The 24,302-nt window shown below is 63.9% G+C and carries 17 protein-coding genes and 2 pseudogenes; 12 read left to right on the top strand and 7 right to left on the bottom strand.

What is annotated here, in order from left to right:
* Positions 1-312: 312 nt before the first annotated feature.
* From BJ970_RS21670 to BJ970_RS21645, 6 genes are all read left to right on the top strand, one after another.
* A complete protein-coding gene (locus tag BJ970_RS21670) occupies positions 313-1,836 on the top strand; it encodes a TIGR02677 family protein (RefSeq protein WP_184727929.1) in 1,524 nt (507 codons plus the stop codon).
* A complete protein-coding gene (locus BJ970_RS21665) occupies positions 1,836-2,948 on the top strand; it encodes a TIGR02678 family protein (protein ID WP_184727928.1) in 1,113 nt (370 codons plus the stop codon). Before BJ970_RS21670 ends, BJ970_RS21665 begins: the two co-directional genes overlap by 1 nt.
* Positions 2,945-7,837 (top strand): SbcC/MukB-like Walker B domain-containing protein, encoded by a 4,893-nt coding sequence (locus tag BJ970_RS21660; RefSeq protein ID WP_184727927.1) that lies wholly within the window; start codon positions 2,945-2,947, stop codon positions 7,835-7,837. The genes BJ970_RS21665 and BJ970_RS21660 overlap by 4 nt, the downstream gene beginning before the upstream one ends.
* Positions 7,834-9,099: a Wadjet anti-phage system protein JetD domain-containing protein gene (locus tag BJ970_RS21655; protein WP_184727926.1), complete on the top strand. Its 1,266-nt coding sequence runs from the start codon at positions 7,834-7,836 to the stop codon at positions 9,097-9,099. Before BJ970_RS21660 ends, BJ970_RS21655 begins: the two co-directional genes overlap by 4 nt.
* Positions 9,100-9,346: 247 nt before the next feature.
* On the top strand, positions 9,347-9,865 hold the full coding sequence (locus BJ970_RS21650; protein ID WP_184727925.1) for a hypothetical protein: 519 nt from the start codon (positions 9,347-9,349) through the stop codon (positions 9,863-9,865).
* Between the two features lie 490 nt (positions 9,866-10,355).
* Complete coding sequence (locus BJ970_RS21645; RefSeq protein WP_184727924.1) at positions 10,356-12,170, top strand: ATP-dependent nuclease; 1,815 nt, start codon at positions 10,356-10,358, stop codon at positions 12,168-12,170.
* Between the two features lie 694 nt (positions 12,171-12,864).
* On the opposite strand, the gene BJ970_RS21640 is transcribed toward BJ970_RS21645, so the two are convergent.
* Positions 12,865-13,029, bottom strand: a complete 165-nt coding sequence (locus tag BJ970_RS21640) for a hypothetical protein (protein ID WP_184727923.1) — start codon at positions 13,027-13,029, stop codon at positions 12,865-12,867.
* Between the two features lie 110 nt (positions 13,030-13,139).
* Positions 13,140-14,048 carry an AfsR/SARP family transcriptional regulator gene (locus tag BJ970_RS21635; RefSeq protein ID WP_221467263.1) on the bottom strand — a complete coding sequence of 303 codons (909 nt, stop codon included), beginning with the start codon at positions 14,046-14,048 and terminating at the stop codon, positions 13,140-13,142.
* 730 nt (positions 14,049-14,778) lie between these two features.
* On the opposite strand from BJ970_RS21635, the gene BJ970_RS21630 reads away from it, so the two are divergent.
* A complete protein-coding gene (locus BJ970_RS21630) occupies positions 14,779-14,943 on the top strand; it encodes a hypothetical protein (RefSeq protein ID WP_184727922.1) in 165 nt (54 codons plus the stop codon).
* A gap of 513 nt (positions 14,944-15,456) precedes the next feature.
* Here the strand turns inward: BJ970_RS21630 and BJ970_RS21625 are convergent.
* The 5 genes and pseudogenes from BJ970_RS21625 to BJ970_RS40355 form a co-directional block, all read right to left on the bottom strand.
* A complete protein-coding gene (locus BJ970_RS21625) occupies positions 15,457-16,365 on the bottom strand; it encodes a pyridoxamine 5'-phosphate oxidase family protein (RefSeq protein ID WP_221467262.1) in 909 nt (302 codons plus the stop codon).
* 183 nt (positions 16,366-16,548) lie between these two features.
* Positions 16,549-17,418, bottom strand: a complete 870-nt coding sequence (locus tag BJ970_RS21620) for an SDR family oxidoreductase (RefSeq protein WP_184727921.1) — start codon at positions 17,416-17,418, stop codon at positions 16,549-16,551.
* A 180-nt stretch (positions 17,419-17,598) separates the two neighbouring features.
* Positions 17,599-18,339: a class I SAM-dependent methyltransferase gene (locus BJ970_RS21615; protein WP_184727920.1), complete on the bottom strand. Its 741-nt coding sequence runs from the start codon at positions 18,337-18,339 to the stop codon at positions 17,599-17,601.
* A 379-nt stretch (positions 18,340-18,718) separates the two neighbouring features.
* A pseudogene (locus BJ970_RS38075) lies at positions 18,719-18,859 on the bottom strand (SDR family NAD(P)-dependent oxidoreductase); the annotation flags it as partial.
* A 335-nt stretch (positions 18,860-19,194) separates the two neighbouring features.
* Positions 19,195-19,983, bottom strand: a pseudogene (locus BJ970_RS40355) (IS701 family transposase); the annotation flags it as partial.
* Between the two features lie 27 nt (positions 19,984-20,010).
* Here BJ970_RS40355 and BJ970_RS40090 point away from each other — a divergent pair.
* The 5 genes from BJ970_RS40090 to BJ970_RS21575 all read left to right on the top strand — a co-directional run bounded on the left by BJ970_RS40090 (position 20,011) and on the right by BJ970_RS21575 (position 24,254).
* Positions 20,011-20,241 carry a hypothetical protein gene (locus tag BJ970_RS40090; RefSeq protein WP_184727916.1) on the top strand — a complete coding sequence of 77 codons (231 nt, stop codon included), beginning with the start codon at positions 20,011-20,013 and terminating at the stop codon, positions 20,239-20,241.
* Between the two features lie 151 nt (positions 20,242-20,392).
* Positions 20,393-20,647: a hypothetical protein gene (locus tag BJ970_RS40085; RefSeq protein ID WP_184727915.1), complete on the top strand. Its 255-nt coding sequence runs from the start codon at positions 20,393-20,395 to the stop codon at positions 20,645-20,647.
* 141 nt (positions 20,648-20,788) lie between these two features.
* The gene (locus BJ970_RS21585) at positions 20,789-21,832 is read left to right on the top strand and encodes a methyltransferase (protein WP_184727914.1); all 1,044 of its coding nucleotides are present in this window, start codon (positions 20,789-20,791) and stop codon (positions 21,830-21,832) included.
* Positions 21,833-21,893: 61 nt separating this feature from the next.
* Positions 21,894-22,985: a cytochrome P450 family protein gene (locus tag BJ970_RS21580; RefSeq protein ID WP_184727913.1), complete on the top strand. Its 1,092-nt coding sequence runs from the start codon at positions 21,894-21,896 to the stop codon at positions 22,983-22,985.
* 6 nt (positions 22,986-22,991) lie between these two features.
* Entirely contained in the window at positions 22,992-24,254 is a 1,263-nt protein-coding gene (locus tag BJ970_RS21575; protein ID WP_246471728.1) for an activator-dependent family glycosyltransferase, read from the top strand.
* The last annotated feature ends 48 nt before the right edge of the window (positions 24,255-24,302 follow it).

Raw genomic sequence — 24,302 nt, 5'->3', positions numbered from 1 at the left:
AATGCGGTTTCGTCCGTGTTGTGTGAAGTAAACCCGGAACCTCGCCGATTCGATCACATTCCCTTGAAGTGGATAACATGCCGAGACAGCTTATTACCCGGTGGCCGGAGCGCAGTGAATCGTATCGCCCACGGCAGGAGGCGTGCAAAAAATTTCCAGTTCAGCCCGACTGAACTGAAGTTCAGGATGATTGGTATAAATGAGTGAACTCGGCCCCTTGTTCAGGAAAACTCTCTTAAAACAACCGTTTCTTCGGCTCGCTGCTGCTTGCATGTACATCCGTGCTCACAACCGGAAGCAGGAGGCTTGCACGTGCGACGGGGGTCAGGCGACCAGCAACCGCTGTTCGCCTACGTCACGACTGAAGAAGCTCCTGAGTACAGGGCAATCATCGACGTGCTCTTCGACGCCGCCGCCGAGTACCGGTCCGATCTCACCCTCGCCGTGATCGATGAGGCGCTCCGGTGTGGTACGCCTGCGGTTCTCCTCGACCGGGACGTGCTGGAACGCCGGCTGACGCAGCTCCACAAGTGGGGCAACGTCGATCGCGATCGCGACGAGAGCTGGGCCCCAGACCTTCGGTCCTACGAACTCCGCGCCTACGTCTACAACCTCAGCGCCAAGGGGGAATCGGCGCACGAGGCAGTACTCGGGCTCGAGGAGGCACTCCTCAGGACGATCAGCCTGCAGAAGGTGGCTCTGCTTCGTGTGCGCGCCGTCCTCGAGGAGCTCGTGGAACAGGTTCTCGTGGACACCCCGGATGGGGACGCCGTCCACAACCTGGCCGAGGAACTCCACCGAACGTTCAAGGCGCTCACTGGAAACGCCAGCCGTTTCCTCCAGCGGGTGAACCACGTTCTCAACGCGCCCGCCGTCCAGATCGATGAGTACCTGCTGTTCAAAGTGGACACGATCCACTACTTGGCGGAGTTCACCGATCACCTGGAGGCCGTGTCGGAAGACGTGGTGGTCCTCTTCGCTCGCGTGGACGACGCTCCGGCCAAGCTGTCGGAAGCACTCGAAGCAGGCGCGAAGTCGTACGGAGAACAGATCATCGACCAGTCAGATTCCGCCACGTCGTGGGCCGTGCTCACCTCGCTACGCATCGACGGTGTGCGACGCTGGTTCGTCCCCACGGACGATACTCCGACCGGCGGCCAACGGCTGCATCGCATGGTCCGCCGCGCGGTGCTGGGCATCGGTCCGGTGCTGGACCGCATCCGCGACGCGCATCTCGCGCGCTCCGGTCGTGCCGCTGACCTGCTGTCACTGGCTGGCCGGTTCGCCCGGTCGCCCACCGACGAAGCCGCGCACACCATGTGGCACAACGAGTTTGGCTTGACCGGCGCACGGCACTTCTGTGACGAGACGGTGAACGAGGCCGTCCCGCCCTCACGGGACTGGTGGGACGCACCGGGGACCCGCCACACGATCAAGCTGCGCGCCATCTCCTCGCACGACAACACCGGTCGTGTGGGCAGGACACCCAACCACGCGGCCACGAAGCGCCTGCTCGCCGAGGCGGCCCGCAGACGCCTCGCCGAGGCTGAGAACGCGTGCGTGGCCCTGGTGCGGCTGGGCCGCACTCGGCTCTCTGCCGTAGGACGGCTGCCGAACCACGCCACGCTTGAGCTGCTCGCTCGGCTCGTGGCGCGTGCCGAGCAGGCCACGGCGGATCCGCTCAACGGCCGACGGGTCGGGCTGAGCGTCGATGGCAGGCTGCGCGTCACGCTGCACGACCCGCCCGCCGGAAGTGCTGCGCGCATCGTGTCCCCCGGCGGTCGCTGGATACTTCCCGACTACGAGATCGACATCGCCTGGGCCAGGGAGAGCTGATGGTCGCCGGAGTTTCAGCGGAACACGACGCCGCGGAACGTGCGCGGGCGATCCGCGCCCTGCTGCGCACGCCAGTGCTGGACCGGACGAACCACGCGTTCGACCTCGTCGTCAGGCACGAGCGCAAGCTCCGCACGTGGTTCCACGACACCTGTGACTGGCAGCTGGTGGTCGACCGGCGCCGGGGATTCGCCCGGCTTCACAAGGCTCTTGACGCGGACTCCCCAGCGCGCCCGCCGCTGCGGTCGCTCCGGTCGGAGGCGAAGCCCTTCGACCGCAGGCGCTACACCCTGTTCTGCGTGACCGTCGCGGCGCTGGGCCAGTTCCCGCGCGGCCAGGTGTCGTTGCAGGACCTATCCGGCCGCATCGTCGACATCACGGGTAGCGAGGAAGGACTGGACCAGTACACGGCGTCTGACAAGTCCGAACGCCTCGCGTTTGTCGACGTCCTCACCCTGCTCTCTACGTTCGGTGTTATCACCACCGTCGAGCGGCGCGATGATTACGAGAACAACGAACACGCCAACGCTCTCTACACGATCGACGACCGCCGACTCGCCCAGCTGTTCCTGCGACGCGACCTCGACGCTGAGCAGACCGCGCGGCACAGCGTGATGCGCCGCCTCCTGCACGACCCCGTGCTGCACAGCGACGAGGTGGACGGCGACCAACGCGAGTTCCTCAGTGGCTCAGCCGGGTGGATCCGGCGCGGCCTCGGCGACGCGGGTCTGCTGCTTGAACGCCGCGCCGGGGGCTGGTGTGCCGTGGACCCGACTGCTGAGTCGACGGATGTGCGGTTCCCCCAACCGAACACCATCACGCACCAGGCCGCGCTCCTGGTGATCAGCAGGCTCAGCAGCAGGCCAGAGGACATCAGCGGCTGGATTCCGCGGACACGCCTCCGGCACGTGCTGACCGACGTCATGGCTGAGCACACTCGCTGGGCCAAGGGATACCGCGTCGAGGGCGGCCTCGACAAGCTCACTGACGAGGTGCTGGACGTGCTGAACGCCTTCAGCCTGATCCGGCTCGACGAGCTCGGCTTCGAGCTCAGGCCTGCCGCCGGCCGATTCTGCGACATCGTCGTCACTACCACTGGGGAAAAGCCATGACCACCACCGCTCCCGCCGAGTCGCTGTACGGCCCCGCCCATCCGTCACGACGGCGCTGGGCACCACTGCGTGCTGGCATCACCGGCCTCTTCCGCTACGACGAGCAGGTGTTCACCTTCCACCGCGGGCGGCTGTTGTTACGCGGCAACAACGGCTCAGGCAAGTCGATGGCACTGGAGGTCTTGCTCCCTTACGTGCTGGACGCCGATCTCGCGCCGGAGCGGTTGTCGACGTTCGGCGTCCGCGACCGCGGGATGTTCGTGTGGCTGCTTGGTCACGACGCGAACCAGGACCGCACGAGCGCCCGCGGCTACGTGTGGGTCGAGTTCGGCAGGGTGACAGAGGAAGGCGACGAGTTCTACACGGTCGGCGCGGGCCTTCACGGCACCCGCGCGAGCAAGCGCGTCAACGCCTGGTACTTCACGACATCGGGCCGTGTCGGACACGACCTCGAACTGGGCACCGCGGGCAGCGAGCTGAAGAGCGCGTCCCAACTCTCCCAGACGCTGGCTGATCTGACCTCGAACGGTGTGGCTGGCCGGGTACACCCGACGCCCGACGAACACCGCAAGGAGGTCAACCGCGTCCTCTTCGGACTCGAAGATCGCCAGTTCGAGGCACTGCGCAAGACATTGCTGCACCTGCGCAAGCCCAAGCTTTCAGACAAGCTCTCGGAGAACAAGCTGGACGAGCTCCTCCGCGACTCCTTGCCACCGGTCAGCCAAACAGTGACGAACGAGCTTGCCGACGGCTTCGAGCGGCTCGACCGGCACCGCGAGGTGATCGGCGAGCTCACCGCAGCACACGCGGCGCTGACCGAGCTCACCACTGCCTACACCGACTACCTGAACGTACTGGTCGGTCGACGTGCGGCCGACGTGGTTGAGGCAGTTCGCCAAGTCGACGAGACCACGGCACTCGCCGCCACCGCCGTTGCGGAACGTGCGAAAGCCGAGGGTGAGCTGAATCTGGCGCGGCAGCAGGTGGAAGTCATGCGGAAGGACGTGCGCTCGCTCAGCACCGATATCGAGGCGATCAAGGAGCTCGACCTCTACAAGGAGGGCGCTCAACTGGTTCCGCTGCGGGAGAAGGCCGCGGCATTGCACGAGTCCGCGAAGACCAGCCGGGCTCAGGCTATTGAGCTTCAGGAAGCGGCGACGCGCTCCAGGAATGCTGCCACGACAGCCCATCAAGAGGCGGGTGCGGCAACCGTCACGCGAGGCGAGCGCGCGGCAAGTGTGGACTCCGTCGCCGGTCGACTGTCACACGACGCCTTACCGACGCTGGTGTCAACCCTCGTCGCTCGCCTCGACAAGTCGTCTCCAGACGGCGACGCGGCCCTGACGGAGTTGCGTGGCTCGGTGCGAACGCGGCTCGAGGAGATCGATCAACTGCGTGCCCTGGTTAGTCGTGCGCGCACGGCCGCCCAACTCTTCAGGTCCGCCCAGGGGAATACGACGAAGGCGAAGAAACGCGTGGCCGCCGCCGAGATGGAGGCTGACGTGGCTCGCTCCGCGCGGCGCGAGCAGCTCGCTAGCTATGTCGAAGCCGTCGGCGAGTGGATCGAGCGAAGCCCGCAGCTCGTACTCGGCGCACCGCCACCGGACACGTGGCCACCCGACTTTCCAGGACGTGAGGTCAGCACCTGGTGCGGCCGCGCGGCACAAGCGCGTCGCAACGCGCTTACCACGGAGACCCGCGCTCTGGAGAAAATCCCTCCGGCGGTCCATCCTTTGGTGCAACAAGCGACAAATCTGTCCGATAGGTGCGGCGCGCTCGGCACGTCGCTGTCGAGAGTATGGACGACGGCATGCGACGCGCGTGACGCCCGGATCGACTTCGCAGACCGGATCCGGGACTGGTCCACCAGTCTGATCGAGTTGCCTGGAGCCGCGGACGTGCCGGAGTTCGTGCGCACGCCCGCCCCACGAACGCTGACTCGCACCAAGGTAGTTGAGTGGGCAACGACCGTCGCCACGGCGCGGCTGCGGGCGCTCGAGCGTGAGTCAACTGTCGTCCGCGGCGAGCTGGCATCCGTCGTCCAAGTCCTCGACGGCAAACAGGCGGAAAACAGCCGTCTGTCCCAGGGCGGGCTCCCCGCGCTTCCGGTTCCCCACACGAGGCTGGCCGACCGCGGTCGTCTCACCGGCTCGCCGTTCTTCCTTCTAGTGGACTTCGTCACGGACCTCGACCAAGAGGACGACCAACGTGCCTTGCTCGAGGCCGCGCTGATCGGTTCCGGGCTGGCCGACGCCTGGGTGTTCCCGGACGGGACGATCGCGGCCGGTCCGGACGGGGGCCCGTTGCTCGACGTCCAGCTCACCGCGGAGCACCCACGGTCGCCCTCTCCCCTGTCGGCCGCGTTGCGCCCCGACCCCGCGTTGCCTCCCGACGGACCGGTTCCCGTCGACGTGGTCCGCGCCGTGCTGGCCCGCGTCCAGCTCGCGGACACCGCGCATGGGGCGGCTGACGGCCTCACCGTGGCGTGGGACGGCACCTGGGCCGCCGGGCCGTTGCGCGGCGCCTACCACAAGGACAGCGTCGACCTCATCGGCACAGGCAGCCGCGAGGCGATGAGGCTGCGTCGGATGGCGGAGCTGGCTGCCGAAATCGAGGAGCTCGAACTCAACTGTTCATCTCTGCGCGAGCGGCTCCAGCGCTGCGAGGACGCCGCTGACCGTGCCGATCAGGAACGTTCCACGGTTCCGGCTGACGAGCTCGTCCAACGCAGTGACACGGAGCAGGCGAACGCGATCGGTCAGGCCACCGGCCTCGTACGCAGGATCGTGGAGGACGCCGAGGAGCTGGCGACGGCCGGAGAGCAGGTCGCCACGAGTGCGCTGGGGACCTTCGGGTCCCTGGGGTTGCCGCCCGGTGAGCCACCGGTCGCGCAACTGGTGCTAGCCGGCCTCGCACGTGACGTCGCCGCCAGACTGGCGTCGATGCGCGACGTGGTGTGGTCGGACCGCCCAGTGGAGCCGGCCGGAGCGTCGGTCGCCGCAGCCGTCCAGGTCGTCGGCGCGGCGTCCGCCGGCTGGCAGGCGATCGCGGTTCGGGCGACCGACGCGCTCGCCTCGGTCGTGCACCGCTCCTCCGAGCTCGACGACCAGATCCGGCAGCAACCCTCGGACACGGCGTTGACGGAGGCCACCAATGAGGCGGACGTGAAGTCGCGCATCGTGCAGGACCGGGTCGCCGAGCTCAAGGCGGCGCAGGACGAGGAGACCACTGCGGCCGGTGAGCGTGACGATGCAGTCGCCGCCGCGGAGACCGCGCTCGAGGTCGCCGAACTGTCGGGGCACGGCGAACAGCTTGACGGCCTGCGAGCCGACACCGAGCGGTTCAGATCCGCCGCCGAGGACTGGATCAACGCGGCGGCGCATTGCGCGCGGCTCGCGCACGCGGCAGGAGTGGCGACCGCGAACGCCGACAAATCCGAGGAAATCGCGAAACGATCAGCAGACCGTGCCACCGCGGCCGAAGAGAACGCCAGCCTCGCTCAGCGGAAGTACACCGACCTCAACACGCAGATGGGCCAGCCTTATCAGGAGCTGATGCACAAGCTCGGCCTGCTGCAGACCAAGCGAGACCGTCAGTCGAAGGCGCTGGACGAGCGTGCGGCGGAGGAAATCGAGCTGGGGCGGTCCACCGAGCGGAAGTCGCTCGAGGCTAGGAATGCCCGCGTCAAGATCGACGACGCGACCGCCAAGCTCTCCACGATGACCGAGACACTCGCCGACGTCCACCGCCTCGGCCTGCTCCGCGTCCCAGACGTTAGCGAGCAACCCGCGCGGTTCGGTCCCGAGCCACTGCGTCCCGACCAGGTAGAGGCGGTATGCGGCTGGGCCCGGTTGCTGGTCCCCCGGACCCGCCGCAGTGCCGATCAGCAGGACAAGGCCCAGACGATGGCCGTGCGGGTACGCAACAAAATCGAGCCAGCCCTCGCCAGTCAGGTCGTGCTGCACGAACGCGTCGACCGCGGGGTGTTTGCGATCTCCGGAAGCCGCAACGGGCACGAGCGTTCAGTCCACGACACGCTCACCGCGCTCGCACAGGACCTCACCCAGACCGAGAAGCTACTGGAGAAAGAGGAGGCCGAGCTCTTCGAGAGGTTCCTGTCCGACGAGGTCCGTCTCGAGGTGGGCCAACGCGTCCAGGCGGCGCGGTCGCTCGTGGACCGGATGAACGCACTGATGAAAGGGCACCCCACGTCATCCGGCTACATGTTCAAGTTGCGGTGGGAGGCGGCACCCGACTGCGAGATGCCAGCGGACATGCTGCGGCTGCTGGAGAAACCGGAAGGCACGCTTTACCGGAGCGAACGGGAACGCCTGTCAGAGTTCTACCGGCGACGCATCGCGAGCACGCGCGCCACGACAGCTTCGTCGCCATGGCGCGACCAGCTCGCGACGATGCTCGACTACCGGTTGTGGCACCGGTTCGACCTCTTGGCAAAGCAGGGGGACGGTGGCGCGTGGGCGAAGCTGGACCGCCGCCGCCACGGGTCGATGTCGGGCGGCGAGAAGGCGGTGGCATTGCACATGCCGCTCTTCGCCGCGGCCGCGACGCACTGCGAAGCGAGCAGGCTCCTCGTGAACGAGGACGGCAGAACGTCTCCCGGATGTCCTCGGCTCATCCTCCTCGACGAGGTCTTCGCCGGTGTGGACGCGAAGAACCGCGGCGCGTTGTTCGACCTGATTACCCGCCTGGACCTGGATCTCGTGGCCACGAGCGAGTCCGAGCTGGGTCTCTACCCCGAGCTCGACGGGATCTCGATCTACCACCTCATCGTCGACGACGCACTGCCCGGAGTGCTCGCCGCCCGCAGCGTGTGGGACGGCAAGGCGAGCCACGAGATGCTCGACCACGACATGGATTCGGACACATGACCAACGAACCAACCGATGTACCGGACGTCCTGCACACCCCGAGCTGGGCATGGCTGCGCACGACGGTGCGCAACCGACTCGAGACGGACGGGAGCGCCGCCACGGTCGTCATCGACACGGACAAGTTGACCGACGGCGAGTCTCGGGTGTTCCGCTGGCTCCTCAAGGTGCCCGCGACGCGGCGCGGCGAGGTCCGGGTGAGGTTGAGCCGCCTGGACCGCGAGCTGGCGGAGCGCGTGACGAACGGAGTCGACCTGCACAGCACGCTCGCCTTCCTCGGCGGCCCTCTCGACGATCAGCGGGCACGGAAGCGACAACAGCGGGAGGACAGGATCGTGCGCGACCAGGAGACATACGACGAGGTCGTGCGGCTGGCCGCAACGGTGCCAGAACTGGAGAGGGAGTACACCGCGCTGGTTAGCTCGCCACCGTCGCCCGCGCTGCGGGTGCCACCGGGTTCACGCAGCGGCACGACGTCCTGGGCGGTGTACGAGCTCGCGCTCCGCGCGGCGGTCGTTTGGTGGGCGGAGGACCGCGACGGCCGCAGAGTTACCGCCAAGGAGCTGGCGGGCAAGGCGTGGAGAAATACCAAGACAGCGTGGACGCTGCCGCGCAGGTTCGCGTTCGGCAACCTGATCCACGACTCGTTCGACGCCGCCGTCGACGAGGCCGACACCGAGCTTCGCATGCGGGGCCCGCTCACCTGGGTCGCGGAAGACACCGTCGCGGACGCGTCCACGAGCACACCGTGGATCGGCCTGCCCGCTCTCGGGCTGCGCACGTTGGGGTACAGCCGTTTCACGGCGCGAGGCGTCCTCCTGGTCGAGAACAGCGACGCATTCGAGCGGGTGTGCAGGATGCCAGAGGTCGTCGACTCCTGGTTGTGCATCTGGGGTGGCGGGTTCGCGAGCGAGGGACTGGTCAGGTTCCTGCGGCCGCTGTCCGTTCCGATCGCGGCGTGGCAGGACCTAGACGTCGACGGCATCAGGATCATCGACGACCTCTCAAAACGCCTGGGCCGCACCGTCTCAGCGATCGGCATGTCCGTGGCGCTCTGGGAAAACGGAGTCAAGCGGGTTCAGGACCCCGAGAGCCTGTCCCGCGCACGCGGGCTCGCCGAAGAGCTCGCGGTTCACGGCCCGGCCCAATTGCGTGGGCTCGCCGCGCGCATCGCCAAAACAGGTAAGGGATGTGAGCACGAGACCCTGTACAGCCAGGTTCTACCCACGCTCGGCCGGGACCTGAAGGCGCTAGAAGTTTGAGCACGATTCGGGCGGTGACCTCGAGACAACACGAAGACCATGACTAGTCAAGGAAGTTACAAAGCTACTGAACCAGTACGCAAGTAACATCTCGCATCTCGGAGAGGCAATGAGATGATGAACAGGTGAGTGAGAAGGAGCCGAAGCCCCCCGACATCACTGAGCACTCGACGTGGTTCGGGTGGGGCTACGGTGGCAGCGACGGCACCATGATCCTGGGCATCCACGCGAACTGGCCTGCCTACCCATGCGCGCCCGGCGGGGGCTTGGCCTGTTCCATCTGGCACAATTTCCGGCGAGTACTCGCTTCTTTCCAATCGACGATATTGACCTGTGTGTGCTCTTCAGCGCATACAACTACGACTCGACGAAGCCCGGGCGCGCCAAGGATCCGTTGTCGCCCGATGCGTTCCAGGTCGCGATCTGGCATGAAGACTTGATGAATCTGCAGGAACAGGGCCTGATCAGCGGGATCACGCCGGTTAGCGAGCTAGAGTACGAGATCCGCCGGCGGGCCGAGTGGGGCTGGCCGAAGGCGCAGTTCTCCAACAAGCGCGACGATGGGGCCTTCGAGAAGGTTGTTCTCCCGCCGTTGCCGACCGCGCCGACCGAAGAAGATTTCTGGGAGGGGAACCCTTACAGATTCCCGGCCTTTGACGACGAGACCGGAAGCGAGGGCGCCATCACGATCATCCTACTGGCTGGGAGGTGGTCACCCAACAGCTCCCCGTGCATCTTGACCTTCCAGACAGCATGGCTGACCTGAAGAAGCTCCTGGACTACGGAGCTGGACGACCATGCAGTCCGTGAGGTCGGCATCGCTGTCGAGGGGGGAGCTGCGGTTCGTAGTGGGCAACGATGACGGCTTCGGACAACGGCTCGTTGGTGAGTTCATACTAAGCTAAGAAGATCGTACTGTAACGGCTGCAGTCGGCGTCCTCCGAGCTGTTCATCCTTCAGCAGCGACGCACAGTGTCGGCACGAAAAACCATCGGCCCGCTGTAATCGGCACGAACCAGGACAACTCAACCCCACCGCGACCTGCCTCTTTACTCTCGGGGTTATCGTCCCACCTACGTGCTGTTGCAACGAGTGGAGCACGGCCACCGGAACTCAACCCCAGGCACGCTCTCCCGGCGTGTCGGATTTCTCCACACGGCGCGGAAGTCTAGAGTTGCTAAGAACCATCGCGTCCGCCTTGGCGCGGGGGTCGGGGTTTCAGCTTTAGCCACGAGTCGCCTTGGATGGTCCCGTCAGTGCATCTTGAGAAGTACTCCGTACGCGGCTTTCGCTCCCTTGCCGACGTCTCGGAAATACCCATCAGTAGTCCCACGATCCTTGCAGGCCCGAACGATGGCGGGAAGACCACGGCGCTGGACGCCCTCGCGTTCCTGCTTGGCGAGTACCCCCTGACCGACGACGATCGGGCGTACGGCGGCGGCGAGACGGGCAGTCGATGTTCTCTCACCGAAGTCATCGGCGATTTCCGCTTGGACTCCTGGGAGCGGGAAACATTCGATCTCCCGGCTGAGCTCCGCGTGCGGCGAAGCGTCGACGCTGAACTCGCCCCTCGATATGAGATGTGGGCCCCCGTACCTGATGACGAGGAGCTACGAGACCTTTCGAGCAAGTCCGTTCAAGAGTTAAAAGAACTGCTGACACAGTTCGAGGTGCGCCCCGAGAAGCCCACCAAGCCGTATCTATTGGCGGCTCTCCGTGCATACGCCAAAGATCACTCCAATGAAGCCGGCTGGGTTGGTGTCCCGTCCGGCTTGACAACGCGACTACCACAATTGGCGGTGTTCGAAGGGCGATCTCTGGAGCCGGAAGCCGCGATCAAATCGTTGCTCTCGTTGCGGCTTAAGGATTATGTGGCCCAAGACGCCGTACAAGAGCGGGTACGTGAGCTTGAGACCGACGTCCAGGAATGGTTGAAGATTGAGGCGAAACCGTTGGCTGACCACATCGTCGAGCGGTGTGGAGACATAGCCTCTGTCGACATCGATCCTAGTGTGAGCCTCACACCACAGCTTCGCTCAACGCCTCTTCGGCTTGAACGATCATCAGGCGAGTCGGTTAGACTAGATCGGTCCGGACTCGGTAGCTCACGCCGCATTTCAATTGCGGTCTGGGAGACGACCAGCGACTTTTTGCTGGACCAGCCCAAGGACACAGAGGAGACTGAAGAGCACGAGCCTCCACTGCAGGTCATCGTTGTCTACGACGAGCCAGACACGCATCTTGACTACCACTTCCAGCGCGAGGTCATGCGGCTTATCCGACAGCAGAGCGCGGCGGACCGCGTGAACGTCGTCGTGGCTACGCATTCGATGAACCTGATCGACGGCGTCGATATACATGATGTCGTGCTCCTTCGTCTTGACGACGACCGGCGTACCGTCATGGAGCGCCTTGGCAGCGGCACGCACGCGGATTTCGACCGCCACCTCGGCATCATGGCAGCGGCAGTGGGCCTGCGAAACTCGGTTCTGTTGCATGAACGGTGCTTCCTCGCCGTCGAGGGCGAATCCGAGCAACTTGCAATCCCAATCTTGTTCAACCTTTCGGAAGACCTCTCACCGCAGGCAGCAGGTGTGGCGCTCTGGGCATGTGGCAACAACGAAGGCGCGCTACATCTAGCGCGCTATCTGTTCAAGCATGGTCGATCGGTTTTGCTCATGGTCGACGCCGACAGCGAATCTACGAACAAGATGTTCCGAACCGACCGACTGAAGGCCACATTCGACAACCGCGATGAGGAAGTGGTCGTGATGCTAGGCAAAGAGCACGGCCACAGAGAACTTGAAGAACTCTTCAGTGACGAGTTGTGGGCACGCACCGCGAACACTGTCTGGCCACGCGATCACGACTGGACCCCCGAGGACTTCAAAGCCCTGCGCGATGGAAAGTTCAGCGCCGATGTGCTCGAAATGTTGCGGGAGCACAGCGAGGACGCCCCCCGAGGCAAGCCAGCGATGATGCTCGGACTCGCAGCTCAGCTGGACAAGCCAGAAGAAGTCCCTAAGGCTCTTCGTGACGTCTTTCGGCGACTTCGAGAGCTAGCAGGCTAGAAGCTCGTCATCGTCCCCCTGACGTCGGATCCTTCGTCGGTCAAGCATCCGGCGTTTCCGCTGCTCAGAGGTAGGTTCGGTCCAGGCGTGTAGGCGAATGCCAGGCACCCACCGTTGGAAATGTTCGTAACGGTCGATCCCGCACCAGCGGCATCCGTCGGGGTTCGGTAAGGGCTCCACGTGTCCGATTTCGTGCGTCATGTCATCCCCTTCGACCACCTAGTTCTACCTCAGGCCACCGACAATTCTGGGACCGAAGCGTTTCGGCCGCAGGCCCAGCATTTGAGCACGGTTGATAGGGTCAGTCCGGCGGTGACGGCGTCTTGGTCGCGTCGGAGGCCCGACAACGAAGGAGTGAAAGGCTGGTTGATCGTCGGCGTCGACCGCGGCCAATCCATCGCGCCAGCTCGTGGCCGCGCAGGCCGCACATCATGATGGCGAAGGCCCGGACATGGCAGGCCAGCGCGGCCAGTTGTGGCTGGCGTCGAGAATGGCGTCGAGGCGGCGTTGATCCTCACCGTTGGGCTAGCAAGACCCCACATCTGCCAGGTCGGCTGCCCGAGACGCGCCAAGGCGAAGATCAGCGTCCTGCTGACGAAGGAGCCGTAGCGGTGCGCAGTCCGATCTCTCTCCCCCAGGCGGACGCTCGCAGCCAAGCGGACTGGGAGCCAATAGTTGCGGAGACGCACGCGCATCAAAGATGTCGCAGTGCTGCCACACCCAGCGCGATCTGCAAGGGGCGAGGCGTGACGGACGGCAGGATCCCGCGCAGCAGCACGTTGGGCACCAGCGTGACGCCAATGCCGAAAGCCACCATCGCCAGCCGCGCCGCCCCGGAATAGCAACCCACTCCCGTCACGCGACGATCCACACGTGTTGAACACGCCTTGGGTCCCAGGTTCGGACACTCCGTTGAGATCTCCGTCGTCGGTCTACTTTTAGAGACCGGCTCTTCACTCACGACCGAGGTCACACCAGTCCGTACGACCGCAGCGAAAGCTCCGGCGTGTTGGACAGCACCGCCTGGTGCAGTTCCTGCAGACGGCCGGACGGTTCGACGCCGAACTCCTCGATCAGGGTCGTGCGCAGGTTCCGGAACACTTCCAGCGCGCGCCATGCCGCGCCTGAACGCTGGAGGGCGATCATCAGCAGCGCGCAGAAGTTCTCGTGCATCGGGTTCTGCACGACCAGCATGCGCAGCTCCGGGATGACCACGTCGTGCTTGCCCAGGGAGAAATCGGCAACAATGCGCCGCTGGTGCACACGCATCCGAGCCTCCTCCATACCGATCGCCTCCGTGGCCAGCATTCGCCCGGTGGGCACGTCCGCGAGCGCCGGGCCGCGCCACAGGTCCAGCGCCTGGCCCAGGTACTTCGAAGCACTCACCGCGTCGCCCAAATCGAGCGCGGTTTCCCCGTCGGCGGCCAACCGCTCGAACTCGTGCAGGTCCCACGAGCGCGGAGTAGCCATCAGTTGGTACCCATTGAACCGGGTAACCAGCAGCTCCTTGGCAACCCGCTGGGAATCGGCTGGTAGCGACCCGCCGATCAGCCGACGCAATTGCATAACGTAGGTCTGCAAGGTCGTCATCCCGCTGCGCGGGATGACGTCGCCCCAGAGCTCCTCCATCAACGTCGACACCGGGACAACCTGGCCATACCGCAATGCCAGAAGCACGAGCAGCTGCCTCGGCTTGCCGGCGGTAGGCATGATCGACTCTCCGCGCAAGGTGATCGAGATCGGCCCCAACATCCGGATGTCTACCGACCCGTCGGCCGTTGCCCTGTCCACCAGCGGCGGCACCACGGTGTGGGAACCCCCAATGTTGCCTTCGCCCGCCGAACGGAGATCAGCGACCTTCGAACGTGTGAGACGCATTATACGCTTCCCCCAACTTCTCGTGGGTGCGGGTTCACATGTCGTACACAATTATCCGGAGCATACATGAATATTAACTATTCATCTGTCAACCATCCGAAGCGACGCCCTGGTGCCCGCGTGGAAATGCAAAACGATGCGCGACAATATGGAGCGAACGGCCCACCAGTAACGCTCATAAGCGCATCTGCCGAATACCACTGACGACCGGCGGGCTGAATAACCGGTCGACCGCGGGCCAGCACAGTATCGTACAGAGCACGCGAAAACCCGATCCCACCTGCCAGCTTGCGCCGTTTTCGCCCGATACAGTTGCGCAGATCGAGAGAATTCGAGCACCGGCCGGAGAATAAACTCGGATGATTTCGCAATATCGGCACTATACGGCCAAACGTTGCGTGATATTTACTTCCCCTCCCCTTGTTATCCCCAGAGCGGCTTTCCCCGGATCGCCGCCGACTTTGACCCTAGTACCCCAGACTATCACCAGCATCCGTCTTTTGGGTGAACGTGTAATCACCGGCAGGACCACTCACTTGAATCGCCGTATCAGTGAGTGAACGAATGCGTCAGCTCGACCTATTGAGCCGCACGACTCTCGTGGTAAAGCACGTACGCGCGCGGGACGTCGACTCTGGATTGACGGATGCAGATGTTGCGCGGCGTGATGGCCGGACACCGACGCGTTCGGTGATCCGGTCACTGCCCCCATCGTATCGCGATCAAGTCGTTGTGCCAGCGCATCCCGGACTTGCACGACGAGGTCGGTCTGTTCGCTGCCCAGATCGCCGCCCTGATCGACGAGATCGTGCCCGAACTGTCCCAAGCCGTCGGTGTCGGGCGCGAGGCCGTCGCACGACTTCTCTGCACCGTCGGGGAAAACCCCGAGCGCTGAACAGCGAAACCTTGTTAGCCGTGCTCTGCGGCGTCGCACCGCTGCCCGCATCCTCGGGCAAGACTCAACGCCACCGACCAACCGCGTTGGCGACCATGCCGTCAACAGCGCCATACACGTGGCCGTGATCAACCGCATTGCGCATGGGCCAGCACACCAAGGACTACGTCTCCCGACACACCATCGAATGCCTGCCCAATCCCGAGATCATGCGGTGCCTGAAGCGCTACTGCGCGCGTCTACTACCTGATCAAAGAATCACACCTCGCCGCGGCATTGACTTGACCAACGGGACAGTATCCATGTGGGTGGAGTGCACAGCGGGCCCGTCGCAACGTCCTGCGCTGGATGAGCTTTCACAACCAGCGGCGACGGCACCGGGCATGATCAGCCCCGCCGTATATGAGCACACCGACTAACCACGCTCACCAGTCGCGGCGAGAAAATTTAGCCACTGTTGGTAAGTGCGCACACTGCACCGGCTGATCGACTATGCTGTCCCCTACGGCAGGTTCAAGGTGCCGCGAAGACCGTCCAGTCGATCTCCGGCGGCTGGAGCCCGCGCCGTTCGAGATAGCGGTGCGCCCGCGCGCTGGCGTCGCGGAACCAGGACTTCTCGTCGCGCACGGACCCGAATTCACCAGGCATCCGTTCCGGGACGAAAGTCCATTCACGACCGTGCTGTGCCAGGTTCCCGGTAACCAGCAGGGTACGCATCTCGCCACCGCAACCGTTGTGCCGGTGCCACAGCAAGTTCGCTTGGCCCGGTAGACCGCAGAATGGTTGCAAGGGTTGCACCTGAAGCGGACCGGCCCCGTCCTGCATGACAGTCGCCCGGGTCGCGAAGGGAAACCCGCGTTCGTCCCGGGAACACAGCACCGCAGTGGGGTATCGCTCAAGAGCATCCACGATCCGTGTCGGCATCGTGGATGCGCCGGGTAGGCAAGGTTCCCAGGCGCCACCGGCGTCTACGGCATCGGCCAAGTGGACACGCTCCGGCGTAACGATGATCCGCAGCCGCCAGAGGTACCAGTCCATCGTGTTGCGGAAGGCCTCGCTGCCGTACCAATCGGTGGCGTCCGGGTACCTACGATGAACCTCCCGCCAGAACTCCGGTATGTCCTGCGGTGCCGCTATACGCGTGGGTGCGCTCGCGGTACCCTGCACCAATACCGTCTGGTTACCGGCAAGACCGCTGCCGGTGAAGTCCGAGTAGAAAAGAGCCACCCTGCCGTCCCGCCGGACATTGTATGCCTTCTGCGGATACGCTATCGGGACCGTCAACATGATCTGTCCGGTTTCTGATGACCAGACGCTCGACATAGGTCGAGTGTTTAGATCACCACCCTTTGTGATGGTGCTAAATTCGACAACGCGCACCTCGTTCAGAACATCCGCCATGTATGGATCGATCGCCAGCACGCGTTTCCCTCCCGGTGAAGTGACCTGCAATTCCCTGCCAATTCAGCATGACTCCGTCAAGGACGGGCAAAATATCAATGACGAACCGCCAATCGTCGCGATAGCGACTCGGCGAATTTTTTCAAGGAACCTTCGTTCCAGCGGTACCCGGTGTGACGTTCGGAGTTCTAATAACACTCAAGGCTAACGGTAAAAATCTTGCGCGTGGTCCTTCGCCCATTGTAAGAATGTACGAGCGGGTCTTCCGGTAACGGCCTCTGCCGTTGGCCTGGGCCCAAGCGACGAGTAATCCAATTTCTCAATGTCTGATGGGTTTGCCTCGTTACCATCATAATCCCTGAATCCCAGAATGAAGTCGGCGTACTCAGCCGCGATCCCGCCCTGAGCGAGATAGATCTTCCGGGCTTCGTGCGGTGTCACCACTTCGAAGCGGATATCCTCCCGTATCGCCTCACCAATTAGCTCAGCCTGCTGCCGTCGCGTGAGGAGCTCGGGGCCGTCCAGCGTATAAGCTTGGCCCGCGTGTCCATCCGTGGTCAGCGCGAGGAACGCCACGTCAGCGATATCCTGCTCGTGGACCGGGAACGAAGCGACACTCGGTGCGGGGTCACGCACCACGCGCTCGGCGCGAATCGGGGGACCCCACAGAGCCAGTTTGTTAGTGGCGAACTCGCCAGGGCGCACGTGGGTGTACTCAAGACCGGACGCTTCGACCGCTTGCTCAACCGCGAGGTGGAAATCAGTGTCGATACCGGTAGTGACCGCAGCGGACGAGAGCACCACGATACGACGCACGCCTGCTTTCTCAGCTTTACTGACCACGGCCTCAGCGGTCTCAGGTACGGGAAACAGAAAAAGCGCCTCGACATTACTCAGAGCATCTGTCAGCGTCTCGGGTCGGCTAAGGTCCCCTATGCAGACATTTACTCCCTCTGGAAATGCCGAAGCCTGCGCCCTACGTGTCAAGACCCGCACGTCCCAGTTTTCTGTCACCAATTGGTGGACGACGTTCAATCCAACGTTGCCGGCCGCCCCTGTCACCAGAACCTTCATAAGCACCCCTCATATCTCAAGTTCCGCTGCATCGCAGCGTCCAGGTTATATTCTTTACTGTCGCGAGCCGACGATTAGGCGCCAGTAGGGCGACGGATTCACCATGTCGCAGTCGGCAACGGCTTGCCTAATTTGAGAACAGGCGAACAGGGCACAGAAGCGCCGTGATGCTGGAATAATTCAGCGTCGCCGGGCGCGCAGTCGCCAGACCGGAGTCAGGACTTGTCCCTGGTCGTTGACCTCACTCTCACTTGGTTTGACCTTGGGAAAACCTGTATCTCGCGAAGTCAACAACTCTAAGTCCGCGCGGGTCAGCCGCGAGACGTACCGCGCAATATCGATAGACGAAATCTCCCATTCCCCGTTTAGATTGGCACGAAGGTCCTCCATGCTGACCTGGAACGGCGCCGGGAAGCAACCGGGGCCTTCGTCGGCGAAGCAAAACAGGTGCAGGGTGGCGCCCGGCCGAGTCACCCGGTGCAGCGCCGCGCTGTATCGGCGACGTTGTTCCTGCCCAAGGCAATGGTAGAGCGCACTGTCCAGAACGGTATCGAAAAGCGATTCTATCTTTCCGAGTGACGTCACATCATCGAGCACGAACAGGGTCTCCGTGTCGCACTGCCCTGCACGCTCCCGCGCATTCTCAAGTGCGGTCGACGAGGCGTCCACGCCCGTCACCACGTAACCGCGCTGCGCCAGAAACACGGCATTATCCCCTGTTCCGCATCCCACGTCGAGTATCGCGCCTCGAAACTCGCCGACGCGTTCAAGTTCGACGATCGCGGGCTGGGGGCCGCCGATGTCCCACGGCACGCCGTCAAAGCTCAGATCCATCTCGTCGAGTCCTGATTTCCCACGGTACAGCGCGTCGTAGTTGGCCTCCCCAACGGCGAATGACTCTTGCGCGTTTCCCTGTTCCATGTCCAGTTCTCCCAGCCATAGCAAATGACAACGTAGATAAATATTTTCATTTTCGATGTGGGCACCTGACGGCAAAGCGTTAACGCGGAGCTGCCGGGTTGGCGGCCCAATGGGTGGAGGTCAGTCCTCCTTGATTAGGCAGTCGAACGCCGCACGATTGAGCAGCACAGGCGCGAAGGTTGACCCCTATCTGGCGACCTATCGCGCCGCAATCGACGCCGCTCAGCCGGCTCGGCCCGCGACACCGGAGTTGTTGACGAGGGCGTAAATTCTCCCCAATTTGTCCAGCGCCGTGGAGACGATGGCCGACGGGGGCGTTCTCATGGGTGATGTTGATAGCGAGCGGATAGATCGAGTCGTCCCCAGCTACGGTCCCGACCAGAGCCTGTTCGGGCCAGCCGACGATGACGACACAGTAGCCTTTCGCGGCGAGTTCCCTGGCAACTGAGCGACCGATCCCCGTGGCGGCGCCGGTCACAATGGCGACACGCCGGAGATCGTCACTTGCGGAAGTGGCCATGACCGCAAGTGAACACCGTCGCGCTTGAGCGTGGCTTTATTCCTCCTCATGACGCTCCGCCCATCGGCGTTGAGGATCCGAGCTCATACCGCCGTCGCAGACAATGGACGACCTGGTCTGCGCATCTGTCACCGCAATGCCTATGCGTCCCAGCTGTTTGGCAAATCGACCGGTCGCCCGCAATTCTGTGATCAGACAGCAGGGCACAGACTAGCTCGACTTCTTCATGGCCGTTGAGCTCGTACTCTCGTTGTCGAAGGGTCGCTTGCAGAGGTCGCATGCGCCGGCCATGACGACGAGGAGTCGTTGCAGTTCTCGGACAACGGCGTAGATGGTCAGGTCGGCGCATCCGCTTTTGGGTCCAGGCGGAGCAGGGTGCTGAAGGCTTGGGCGATGACAGTGAAGGTGACGTGGCGGTGCCAACCGATGTAGGCGCGTCCTATGAAGTGATCCAGGCCGAGGCCGTGTTTGAGTTCGCGGTAGTCGTGTTCGATGCGCCAGCGGACCTTGGCCAGTCGTACCAAGGTTTTCGGCGGGGTGCCAATGGACATGTTCGACAGCCAGTATTTGATGGGTTCGGCCTCCTCGGGTGGCCATTCGGCAATCAGCCAGGCCTCTGGCAGGCTGCCGTCGGCGGCGCGGGGATGTTGCGGTTGGCCGGGCGGATGCGGACGGCCAGGAAGTGCGAGCGCATATCCGCGGACGGGTTATCGCTGGTCTTCTTTGTGCCGGTGCGCCAGGTGAGGCGTCGGCAGGTATTGCGTCCGGCCGCCAGGGCGAGCTCGCGCAGGGTGGAAGGCGGATCCGGATAGGCCTGCCCAGGTGGGCGGCCCCGCCCGTGGTAGGGCCGCGTGACCGGAAAGGGCCTGGCCGGGGTGAGCGGTGGGGGTGGGGGTGGGGGTGGGGTCAACCTGGAGCACGTAGGTGAAGCCACGTTCGTCCAGGCCCAGCCGGAACAAAGTGGCGTCGCCATAGCCGGAATCACCGACCACGGGCCCTTTCGGCAGTTGCCATTCGACCGTCATCTCGTCGAGCGTGTCCAGCGCCAGCCGCCACTTTTCCCGATGCCGCACTTGCTCAGGGATACCGGTACGAGCACGTCGGTGGCGCGCCTGCATTCGGGCCGACTGCGCTGGGTAATGGAATTACCCATGCTCAAGATCCTGGCGGGCAAGCACCTCTCGACAGCGACCAAGGATTTCCTGCTGTTGCGTTCGATCCTGGTTTCGAAGCAGACATGTCGTCCGTGTGGCATGGCGATGGTGGTTCTGTGTTTGCGTGCCATCTTCGTCACGCACGGTTCGGCGGCATCCCGTTGCACCGCAACAGACAAGCGTTCCTCGGCGACCGCTCGACCGATACGAACCCCGCAGCTGGACTGATGACTCGACCCGCGGCGCGGCTGCCGGAGTACCGGCCGGCACCGCCTTCACCACCAAACCCGAGCTGGCCAAGCGGATAATCGCCCGTGCGCTGGACGGGGCTGATGTGCGACGGGTGGCTGCCTACTAGGTTTACGGTGTCGATCCATGGTTGCGCACGGAGCTGGAAGCCCGCCAGGCAGGTTATGTGCTCGCGGTTGCGTGCGATGCGTCGATCACCACCGCAGCAGGCAGGATGCGCGCCGATGAGATGGTCTCCATGCTGCCCAAATTGGCGTCGCAACGCCTCTCGGCCAGTCGAAGCGGCAAAGGACATCGGTACCTACGACTGGCCTGGACGGACATCCCAACGCTCGCACTGGAGCAGACAGCACCAGCACTGGCGCAGCAAGCCCGCTACCAGTGACAACAGAACCACGAACCATGAACATCGCGAACTGCTGTCGAAATATTTGAACCCTACTCAACATTCACGACCGCGACTCGAGTTGCTATCTAGCAGCCCCCCGTAGCTTTCGAGAAAACGTCCCGAGGTTGGGGGAATGAGATGGCTTCGGCCACCGATTACGAACACATATTCATGTTGTTGTCGTCCACCGTCGCCGGGCAGGCGCTTGCCGTTGCGCTTGACCTCAAGATCGCCGATCGCATCGATGCCGGATCCGGCGATCCGGCCGACTTGGCCCAGAGCCTCGGGGCGGACCGGGACAATCTGACCAGGCTGTTACAAGCGCTCGCTGCGCTCGGCTTGTGCATCGAAGACGACAACGGCCATTTCGCGCTTACCGACGTCGGCGCACTGCTCCGTACGACGGACCCCAACTCGCTCGCTAACCTGGCCGAGCTGAACGTCGTGCGGATCGGCGACCTCGTTACCTGGCACGAGATGAAAAGCTCTGTGCTGACAGGGAAATGCGCTTTCAAGCATCGCAACGGTGTCGACTTCTTCGAGTACCTGAGCGCCCGTCCCGAGCTGTACCAGATGTTCAACCTGGCGATGCGGCAAGGCTCCAAGCTGGTCGCGAAGGACATCGCTGAGGTCTATGACTTCTCGAAGGCCGCGACGATCATCGACATCGGTGGCAATGACGGCACTTTGCTGGCCACCATACTCGCGGCGCACCCCCGGCTCACCGGAGCACTGTTCGACACGGCCGGCGGTGTAGCCGAGGCACAAGCCACGCTCGACGAGGCCCAGGTGGCTTCCCGGTGTACCGTCACCGTGGGGGACTTCTTCCAGTCGGTGCCTGGGGTAGCCGACGTGTACATTCTCAAGAGCGTCCTTCACGACTGGGACGACTCCGCCGCGCACGAGATCCTGCTGAGCTGTCGTCGTGCGATTCCTGACGACGGACGGTTACTCATCATTGAACCAGTTCTGGACAAATCGGCCTCCAGCACAGTGTACGCGCGGCTCAGCGACCTCAACATGATGGTTGCGCTTGGCGGCCGCGAACGCACCCGAGAGGATTTCGAGGAACTCTGCCGGGGATCCGGATTCGAGGTGACCCAGGTGCGCCGGTTGGATCAGCTTGACCTCTCGCTGATCGAGGCGGCGCCCACCGCCATGCCGACAGCCATTCAGCAGTGATCCGAAGAACACACCCACCGTACCGCAGGTCCAATGAGGCCGTCGTTGTCGAAGGTGAACAATGACTGGGGATTGCGAAGACACGGGGTTCGACGAGCGCCTGCTCACCGCACGTGCCCTTCAGCGGGTCGACGCGTTTCACGGCGACCTCGTCCAGCAGTGGCTGCTCGCCGAGCAGGACGGCGACGCCGAACTTGCTGCCAAGGTGCGCGCGGCCGGGGCGCTCTACCGATGCCGAGACGGCTCGGCCGCGGTGACCGACGCGCGGCTGGCGGGCGATGTGCTCCACGACCGGCGGTTCACGAACGTCCCCAGCTCGCCGGATGTGCCATCGTACACGCTGGCGGGTGTCGACGGGGTCATGCGCGCCGAAGCCACGGTCGAAGTGCCCTCGCTGTCGGTCGCCCAGCACGACGTGGATACCGCCGTGGAACGCGCCGTGCGAGCGCGTGGCACGCCGGCCGAGCTCGATCTGGTCGCGGAGGTGATCTGGCCGACGGTTGCCGACCTGCTCCGCGTCGCCCTGGACATCGAGCTTGACCGGCGGGACATCTTCCGGCGGCTGGCGGAACAGGCGGCCATCTCGTTGGACGCGGCCGTCTGTCCGCCGAGGCTGCCGGACGCCCACCGGCTGAAGGCGTCGCTGCACGAGCTACGGAACCTGTGCGGTGTCGAGAAGTTCGCGGTCGCCGTCATTGCCAGCGAGCTAGCCGTCAACCTCACCACTAACACGGTCCTCCGGCTTTTCGAGTCAGCACCTTCGGCGTCCACGGCCGGGGCCTGGCGGGGCGAAGTCACCACACTTGTGGAACGCGTGCTGCTCCGCGACTCGCCGCTTCGGCTGCACAGAATGTTCACCGAGGAAGATGTTGAGCTCGCCGGCCACCGGATCGAAGCGAACAGCCGGATTCTCGTCATGGGAGCCGACGCCGGCCGCGAGCCGGGAAACGGGTACGCCACCGCGCTGGCTGTTGCCGCCCACCCGAGGCTGGCTTCACTGGTGATCGCGGTCGCGGTCGCGGTGAGTACGGCCTTGTGTGGTCAGCTGCCTCGCCTGCGGCCAGTAGGCCGTCTTATTCGGCGGCTCCGGGCTCCGGTGACGCGCGCGGTTGTTCGATTCCCGGTGACCGTCACAGACTTCGAGGTGCAGTGAGTGACTATGCGCGTTCTCATGATTTCCCTGCCGATCGAAGCACATTTCAACACCATGGTTCCGCTCGCGTGGGGCCTGCAAGCCGCCGGACACGACGTGCACGTGGCCAGCAAACCTCGGCTGACCGACCACGTGACGGCCGCCGGCCTCACTGCGGTTCCGATGGGCTCCCGCGACGAACACACCCAGCTACTGGACCGGCTCGGCACCGATCTGGTGAACTTCTATGCAAGCGTCGATTTCACCGGAATGCGGGATGAGTCGGCCGATAAGGTCCTGAGTGACAACGATGTTCTCGTCGGAACGTTCTATGCGCTGGAAAATGACGCGTCCTTCATTCATGAGCTGGCCGGCTATGCGGATCACTGGGTTCCGGAGCTGATCATCTGGGAACAGTTTACGTTCGCCGGGGCGGTCGTCGGCGCCGCGACGAACATTCCTCACGGTCGGCTCGTATGGAGTCCAGATCTTTTCTACCAAATGCGACAGAAAGTCTCCGTCGCGTTGGCCGACCGCCTGCCGTGGCTCCGGGACGACGCACTCCGGGACTGGCTGGAGTCCGCCGTTGGAGCGTTCGGCCGTGAGTTCGGCGACGACCTGCTCTTCGGGCAGTGGCAAATAGAGCTCTCGCCTCCCGAGTTGCGGCTACCATCGCCTCGCCCCAGTCTCCCCATCCGCTACGTGCCCTATAACGGGGTTTCGGTGGTCGAGGATTGGGTGCGCGAGCCGCCGAAGCTGCCGAGGGTGGCGCTGACTATGGGTATCACCGCACGCTCCGGGCATTACGCGAATCCGGTGGACATCAAGGAGGTTCTCCGGAAATTGGCCGAGCTGGACATCGAGGTGGTGGCGACGCTCAGCCAAGCCGAGCAGGCTGAGATCGGTCCACTCCCCGACCGGGTGCGGCTGGTCGACTTCGTGCCGCTGCGCGCGCTCCTTCCGACCTGCGACGGAATCATCCACCATGGCGGCTCGGGTACCTGGGCCAGCGCACTCGCGGCCGGTGTCCCGCAAATCGTCATCTCGAACCTGTGGGACAACGTTTATCGCGGCAGGCAACTGGCCGAGCTGGGGGCCGGGGTTTTTCTGCCACCCGCCGAGGCGACCCCGGAGACCATTCAGAACAAGCTCATCTCATTGATGACGGCGGACGGATTCCAAACCGCCGCGCGACGGCTGCAAGAAAGCATGCTAGGTCAGCCCGCGCCGACCGACATCGTGCCGCAGCTTGAGGAAATTGCGACGTCCCCGGGATACGTCTTGCGTTGACCGCCTGCGGCGACCGCTCTGTCACGCCAATCGACCGTGTCCTCGGAG

The organism is Saccharopolyspora phatthalungensis (genome assembly GCF_014203395.1).
GTDB classification, from domain to species: Bacteria; Actinomycetota; Actinomycetes; order Mycobacteriales; family Pseudonocardiaceae; genus Saccharopolyspora; species Saccharopolyspora phatthalungensis.
This window is presented reverse-complemented; position numbering and strand designations above follow the sequence as displayed.